Origin of the sequence: Microbacterium sp. UBA3394 (assembly GCF_002358725.1) — a bacterium.
GTDB classification, from domain to species: Bacteria; Actinomycetota; Actinomycetes; order Actinomycetales; family Microbacteriaceae; genus Microbacterium; species Microbacterium luteum.
In genome coordinates, this window is record NZ_DEPK01000026.1 from 1 (window position 1) to 7,299 (window position 7,299).

The 7,299-nt window shown below is 71.4% G+C and carries 7 protein-coding genes; 6 read left to right on the plus strand and 1 reads right to left on the minus strand.

Annotation, left to right across the window (positions count from 1 at the left end; all coding sequences use genetic code 11):
* The 5 genes from B4E30_RS01295 to B4E30_RS01315 form a co-directional block, all read left to right on the plus strand.
* The coding region (locus tag B4E30_RS01295; RefSeq protein ID WP_286793168.1) for a quinolinate synthase NadA at nt 1–580 on the plus strand (580 nt) is incomplete at its 5' end.
* Between the two features lies 1 nt (nt 581).
* Nucleotides 582–2,144 carry an L-aspartate oxidase gene (nadB, locus tag B4E30_RS01300; protein WP_286793169.1) on the plus strand — a complete coding sequence of 521 codons (1,563 nt, stop codon included), beginning with the start codon at nt 582–584 and terminating at the stop codon, nt 2,142–2,144.
* Nucleotides 2,138–3,001 carry a carboxylating nicotinate-nucleotide diphosphorylase gene (gene nadC, locus B4E30_RS01305; protein WP_286793170.1) on the plus strand — a complete coding sequence of 288 codons (864 nt, stop codon included), beginning with the start codon at nt 2,138–2,140 and terminating at the stop codon, nt 2,999–3,001. Before nadB ends, nadC begins: the two co-directional genes overlap by 7 nt.
* 4 nt (nt 3,002–3,005) lie before the next feature.
* On the plus strand, nt 3,006–4,133 hold the full coding sequence (locus B4E30_RS01310; protein WP_286793171.1) for a cysteine desulfurase family protein: 1,128 nt from the start codon (nt 3,006–3,008) through the stop codon (nt 4,131–4,133).
* 24 nt (nt 4,134–4,157) lie between these two features.
* On the plus strand, nt 4,158–5,120 hold the full coding sequence (locus B4E30_RS01315; protein WP_286793172.1) for a glycosyltransferase family 2 protein: 963 nt from the start codon (nt 4,158–4,160) through the stop codon (nt 5,118–5,120).
* Here the strand turns inward: B4E30_RS01315 and B4E30_RS01320 are convergent.
* Complete coding sequence (locus B4E30_RS01320) at nt 5,107–7,077, minus strand: ABC transporter ATP-binding protein (protein ID WP_414683175.1); 1,971 nt, start codon at nt 7,075–7,077, stop codon at nt 5,107–5,109. The two genes, B4E30_RS01315 and B4E30_RS01320, sit on opposite strands and share 14 nt — an antisense overlap.
* 36 nt (nt 7,078–7,113) lie before the next feature.
* Between B4E30_RS01320 and B4E30_RS01325 the strand changes: the two genes are divergently transcribed.
* Nucleotides 7,114–7,299: hypothetical protein (locus B4E30_RS01325; protein WP_286793173.1), on the plus strand; the 186-nt coding region annotated here is incomplete at its 3' end.

Below are 7,299 nucleotides of genomic sequence, written 5' to 3' on the forward strand. Positions count from 1 at the left end.
CTTCCCCGACCAGCACCTCGGACGCAACACCGCGAAGGCGATGGGCGTGCCTCTCGAACAGATGCCCATGTGGAATCCGAACCGGCCGCTCGGCGGCACGGACGAAGGCACGCTCGACGCCGCCCGGGTCATCCTGTGGCACGGATTCTGCTCCGTGCACCGGCGCTTCACCGTCGACCAGATCGACAAGGCGCGCGCGAAGCACCCCGGGGTGCGCGTCATCGTGCATCCGGAGTGCCCCATGGCCGTCGTCGACGCCGCCGACGAGTCGGGATCGACCGACTACATCCGCAAGGCGATCCAGGCGGCCGCGGAGCCGACGACCTTCGCCATCGGCACCGAGATCAACCTCGTGCAGCGGCTCGCCGCGGAGCACCCGCAGCACACGATCTTCTGCCTCGACCCGGTGGTCTGCCCGTGCTCGACCATGTACCGCATCCACCCGGGATATCTCGCGTGGACGCTCGAGGGCCTCGTCGCCGGGCGGGTCGAGAACCGCATCACGGTGCCCGCCGAGGTCGCCGATCCCGCGCGCGTCGCGCTCGAACGGATGCTCGCGGCCAAGCCTCCGGCGGCGTGAGGTGAGACCCGTACGAACCCTCGTCGTGGTCGGGAGCGGAATCGCCGGCCTCACCGCCGCCCTGCACAGCGCCGCGCGCGGCATCGAGGTCACCGTCGTGACCAAGAGCGCACTGAACGACACGGCGACCGCGTGGGCGCAGGGCGGCATCGCCGCCGTGACGTTCCCCGACGACAGCGTCGACGCGCACGTCGCCGATACGCTGACCGCCGCCGCCGGGCTCGGCGACCCGAGCGCGGCGCGGATCGTGGCCGAGTCCGGAGCATCGGCGATCGCGGAGCTGGTGGCACGCGGGGTCGTCTTCGACACCGACGACACCGGACGCTTCGTCCGCGGTCTCGAGGCCGCGCATTCCTCCGCGCGGGTCGTCCATGCCGGCGGCGACGCGACCGGTCGCGAGATCCAGCGTGCCCTGTCGGCGATGGTGCGACGAACACCGGGGATCGCCGTGCGGGAGCACTGCTTCGCCGCCGACATCGTCATCGAGCATGGCCGCGCATGCGGCGTGACGCTCCGCGAGGGCGAGGCCCTGACCGCCGATGCCGTCGTCCTTGCCACCGGTGGAGCGGGACACCTCTTCTCGCACACGACGAATCCTCGTATCGCGACCGGCGATGGCATCGCCATGGCCCTGCGCGCCGGTGCGGCCGTCGCCGATCTGGAGTTCGTGCAGTTCCACCCCACCGTGCTCGCCGCGCCCGAGCCGTTCCTCGTATCGGAAGCCGTCCGTGGCGAGGGCGCCGTGCTCATCGACGACACCGGACGCCGCTTTGCCCTGGACGCTCACCCCGACGGCGAGCTCGCCCCTCGCGATGTCGTCGCCCGTGCGATCGCCGACGCGATGATGCGGCAGGGCGGGCGGCCCGTGCATCTCGACGCCACCGGTCTCCGTCACGATGCCGACGCCCGCGCCGCCTTCCTCGCGGCTCGCTTCCCCACGATCGACCGCGCCGTGCGAGCGGCCGGAATCGACTGGTCGCGGACGCCGGTCCCGGTCACGCCGGCGGCCCATTACCTGATGGGCGGCGTCGTCACCGACCTCGACGGCCGCACGAGCGTTCCGGGTCTGTTCGCCGCGGGTGAGACGGCACGGACCGGACTGCACGGCGCGAACCGGCTGGCCTCCAATTCGCTTCTCGAAGGGGTGGTGTTCGGCGCACGGGCGGCAGCCGCAGCCGACGCTGGCAGCCGGTCCGGCATCACAGCGTCCCGCGCGACCCCGCCGGCAGCCGCAGCACTTCCCGCAGGGAGGACGGGAGCTCCGACGACGCCGTTCACCCGCGCCGCCCTGCAGGATCTGATGTGGCGACACGCGGGACTCCTCCGCGACGGCGAGGGTCTCGGTCAGGCCGCGGAGACGGTCGCAGCATGGCGGAGTGCCCGGCCGGAGACCGCAACGACCGACGCCGATGCCGAAGACGACAACCTGCTGCTGGTCGCCGAGCACATGCTCGCGGCGGCATCCGCCCGTACCGGCTCGGTCGGTGCCCACGTCCGCACCGATGAGCCGAACGCCGGTCCGTCCGTTCACCTCTCCCCCGCCCTGATCGGAGCCCCATGCTGACCCGCCGTGTGATCGACCGGATCGTCGAGGCCGCACTCGACGAAGACGCGCCCTGGGGCGACCTGACCAGCGAGACCCTGATCCCCGAAGACGCCGTCGCCCGTGCCGAGCTGACCTCGCGTGAGCCGGGCGTCTTCGCCGGCGGCACCGTCTTCGCAGCGGCGTTCCGACTCACCGACCCGTCGATCGACGTCGACCTGCGCTACGCGGACGGCGAAGCCTTCGCAGCTCGACGCACGCTCGCGGTGGTCACCGGACCGGCGCGCGCCGTGCTCACGGCTGAACGGGTGGGACTGAATTTCGTACAGCGGATGTCGGGGATCGCCACCCTCACCGCCCGGTACGTCGCCGAGGTGGCGCACACGGGCGCGCGCATCGCCGACACGCGCAAGACCACGCCGCTCCTGCGCACCTTGGAGCGTCACGCGGTTCGCTGCGGCGGCGGCCACAACCATCGCACATCGCTCAGCGACGCCGTGATGGTCAAGGACAACCATCTGGCGGTCCTGAAGGACCGGGGCGTCTCCGTCACCGCGGCCCTGAACGGTGCCATCGCGCGGCTTCCCCACACGACCCACGTCGAGGTCGAGATCGACCGGCTCGACCAGCTCGACGCAGTGCTCGCGGCCGGTGTGGGCACGATCATGCTCGACAACTTCTCCCTCGACGATCTGCGCGCCGGCGTGCAGCGGATCGGCGGCGCAGCGATCGTGGAGGCGTCGGGAGGGGTCTCGCTCGAGCAGGTGCGCGCGATCGCCGAGACCGGCGTCGACGTCATCTCTGTGGGAGCTCTCACGCACTCAGCCCGCGCTCTCGACCTCGGCCTGGACATCCGGGTCGCGGCATCGGAGGCGTGAGGAGGTGTCGGGCCTCTACCTCGACAACGCCGCCACGACACCGGTGCGGCGTGAGGTGCTCGAGGCGATGTCGCCCTTCCTCACCTCGGCATACGGCAACCCCTCCAGCCACCACACCGTCGGCGAGCAAGCCGCGGCGGCGCTCGACGACGCCCGGCGCCGCGTGGCGCGGGTACTCGGCGTGCGGCCCGGCGACATCGTGTTCACCTCCGGGGGGACCGAGGCCAACAACCTCGCGATCAAGGGCATCGCGCTGGCGGCCCTGCAGAACTCCGGCGCGCGGCATGTGATCACGTCCCCGATCGAGCACGAGTCCGTGCTCGCATCCGTCGGCTATCTGCGTCGGCTGCACGGCTTCGAGGTGACGGTGCTCCCGGTCGACGCCGACGGGGTCATCGATCCCGGCGACGTGGCCGGTGCCGTGCGGCCGGACACGGCCGTGGTGAGCATCGGGCTTGCCAACAACGAGATCGGCACCGTGCAGGATGCGGCCGCGCTGGCCGACGCTCGTGGGTCGGCGCGTCTTCACCTCGACGCGGTGCAGGCCGCCGGGTGGGTGCGCCTGTCCGGGCTGGGCGCCGACGCGCTCACGCTCGCAGGGCACAAGCTCGGCGCCCCGAAGGGCATCGGCGTCGCGATGATCCGCGGGCGGATCCCCCTCGAGCCGGTGATCCATGGCGGCGGTCAGCAGCGCGATCGGCGATCGGGGACCGAGAACGTCGCGGGCGCGGTGGGCTTCGCCGTCGCGCTCGAACTCGCCGAGGCCGAGCGCGAGGAGGCCGCGGCCCGGGTCGCGGCGGCACGGGACGCCTTCGTCGCTCGCGTGCTGCGCGAGGTTCCCTCGGCACGGCTCACCGGTCACCCCCAGAGGCGCCTCCCGGGAACGGCGAGCTTCACCTTCGCCGGCGTCAGCGGCGAAGCGGTGCTGCTCGAACTGGAGCGTCGCGGCGTGATCTCCTCCAGCGGATCGGCGTGCTCGGCGGGAAGCGACGAGGCCTCCCACGTGCTCACCGCGATCGGCGTCGAGCACGATCTCGCCCGCACCGCGGTGAGATTCACCCTGCCGCACGCGTGGGCGGGGTCGCTGGATGCCGTCGCCGTCGCCGTCGCCGCCTCGGTCGCCGCGGTGTGACGCGGCAGCTGGAGGATCAGGCACGTGACGAGTCCCGCGATCACCGTGATCGTTCCCGGCTGGAACGTCGCCGGCTACGCGCCCGCCGCCCTCGCCTCCCTCAGGGCGCAGACCCGCGAGGACTGGACCGCCGTGCTCGTCGACGACCGGTCGGACGACACCACCGCCGAGGTCTTCGCGACAGCCGCCGCTTCCGACCGCCGCTTCCGCCTCGTGCGGCACGAGCACCGGCGCGGGCTGGGCGCGTCACGCAACACCGGGCTCGCCCGCGTCAGCACCCCGTACCTCGGCTTCCTCGACGCCGACGATGAACTCACCCCGACGGCGCTGGCCACCTTGCTGGGCATCCTCGAGGAAACCGGCAGCGACTTCGCCGTGGGGGCGTACACCCGGCTTCGTCCCGACGGCCGCGGCGGCTACGTCGAGGGCGAGGTGCAGCCGTGGGTCGCGGCGGCGACCGCCCCCGCCCGGCGAGCGACCACTCTGGCGGCGCATCCGGCCGCCGGAGGAAACGTGGTGGCGTGGTCCAAGGTCAGCCGGTCGGACTTCTGGCGGCGAGCCGGCCTGCGATTTCCCGAGGGTCGCCTCTACGAGGACCAGGTGCTGGCCCAGCAGATGTACACGCGAGCCCGCCGGTTCGACACGGTGCCCGAGGTGGTCGTGCGCTGGCGCGTGCGTGCCGACGGCTCCTCGATCACCCAGCACGAGGAGCGGGTGGAGGTGCTGCGGGACTGCCTCGACGCGATGACGGCGGGGCTGGGCGTCCTCGACGCGGCGCGCGTGCCGGCCGCCCTGCAGGAGCGGGTGCTCCTCATCCTGTCGATGGATGTGCCGCGCCTCGTGCCCATCGCCGAATCCCACCCCGACCCCGCCTACCGCCAGCTTCTGGGTGCGTTCACCCGTGATGTCTGGGATCGCGCCGAGTCCGCTCGCACGCGGCTCGACCCGGCGCTGCGGGCGACGATCGACGCGGTCAGCCTCTGGTGACGACCTCGGGGTCGACGACGTCATCGGGGGCCCGGTCGCCGCGACGTTCGGGCATCGGGGGACGCGGCTCCGCCTCCTCGGTCTCCAGGATGCGGGAGGCCGCCAGCTGCTGGGCCGCGAGTTCTGCGTAGAGGCCGCCCCGGGCGACGAGGTCGCCGTGCGTGCCGGACTCGACGATGCGGCCACCATCGACGACATGGATCACATCGGCGCCGATCACCGTCGACAGCCGGTGCGCGATCGACAACGTCGTGCGCCCGCGCGATGCCGTCTCCAGCGCTTCCTGCACCACCCGCTCCGACACCGTGTCGAGTGCGGAGGTCGCCTCGTCCAGGAGGAGCACGGGCGGGTCCTTCAGCAGCACGCGGGCGATCGCGATGCGCTGCTTCTCCCCGCCGGACAGCCGGTATCCCCTCTCGCCGACGACGGTGTCGTACCCGTCCGCGAATCGCGCGATGACGTGGTGGATGTTCGCCGCGCGACATGCGCTTTCGAGCTCAGCGTCGGTCGCATCGGGCTTGGCGTAGCGCAGGTTCTCGCGGATGGACGCGTGGAACAGGTACGTCTCCTGCGACACGATGCCGACGTGGTCGATGATCGACGCGCCAGCGAGGGTCTCGACGTTCGCCCCGGCGAAGCGCACCTCGCCGCCGGTCGCGGCGTACATGCGCGGGGTGAGATAGAGGATCGTCGTCTTGCCCGCGCCCGAGGGCCCGACGAACGCGACGTGCTGTCCCGGCTCTACCTCGAAGGAGACGCCGTCCAGGGTCGCGGCGGTGTCCGGGGCGGCATCCGGATACCGGAACGCGACATCGCGGAACTCGACACGACCGAGCGGGCCGGGAGCATCGTCGACGCTCATGGCGTCGGGGCGGTCGCTGATCGTCGGTGTCAGGTCGAGGTACTCGAAGATGCGGGCGAACAGCGCCGAGGACGTCTGGAGATCGAGCGCGACGCGCATGAGGCCCATGAGCGGCATGAGCAGGCGCGCCTGCACGGTCGTGAAGGCGACGATCGTGCCCGCGGTGATCGCGTCGGCGCCGCCGGTGATGAGATAGCCCGCGACCAGGTAGATGATGGCCGGAACGCTGGACATCAGCACCTGCACGACGGCGAAGAACCCCTGACCGCTCATCGCCCGGCGCACCTGCAGCCGCACCTGATTGCGGTTCTCCTCCTGAAACCGCTGCGACTCCGTGCGCTGCCGGTTGAAGGACTTCGACAGCAGGATGCCGGACACGCTCAGGGTCTCCTGGGTGATGGCCGTCAGCTCCGACAGCGACTCCTGGGTCTCGCCGGCGATGCGGGCACGCACCTGACCGACACGCCGCTGCACGATCACCAGGAAGGGCATGATCGCGACGGCGATGAGCGTGAGCCGCCAGTCGATGATCACCATCGCGACGAGCGAGGCGACGACGGTCACGGCGTTGCCCAGGATGCTGGTGACGGTGTTGGTGAGCACCCCGGCCACACCGCCGACGTCGTTCTGCAGACGGGACTGGATGGCACCGGTCTTGGTGCGCGTGAAGAAGGCCAGTTCCATGGACTGCAGATGCTCGAACAGGCGCACGCGCAGATCGCCCGTGACGCTGTTTCCGACGGTGGCGGTGAGCCAGGTCTGAATCACCGACAGACCTGAGGAGAGCAGGAAGAGTCCGGTCATCGCGGCCACCAGCACCACGAGCAGTGAGAGATTCGGCGCCGATCCGTCGACGGGGAACAGGGCGTCGTCGAACACGCGCTGCACCAGCAGAGGCGGGATGACCGCGACCGCCGCAGCGGCGATCACCAGTACCACGGTGACCGCGATGCGCCCCGCGTAGGGTCGGAAGAGCGCCACCACGCGGGACCCCAGATTCCGCACCCGCGGAGCCTCCGCGTTCTGTCGACGCTGCGCGGCCTCGTCGACGCCGCGGAAGCCTCCACCGCGGCCGGGTGGCCCGAGCATCGTCATGGATTCAGGCTAACCGTGCACGGTAGGCTCGGCTCCATGAGCACCTCCGGCGACCAGCCTGCACACGACGGATCCGACCTCGAGGCGCTGCGCGAGGAGATCGACGAGCTGAAGAAGGTGCCCGTGGAGGAGATGGTCAACCCGACGCCCCACGGCTGGCAGGACCGCGAGCCCACGCCGGAGCCGACCGACGCGATCGGGTCCGAGCAGTGGGACGACGAG

Excerpts from the sequence above, each read along its gene's own strand:
- B4E30_RS01320 (WP_414683175.1), bottom strand. The coding sequence starts at position 7,077 with ATGACGATGCTCGGGCCACCCGGCCGCGGTGGAGGCTTCCGCGGCGTC.
- nadC (WP_286793170.1), top strand. The coding sequence starts at position 2,138 with ATGCTGACCCGCCGTGTGATCGACCGGATCGTCGAGGCCGCACTCGAC.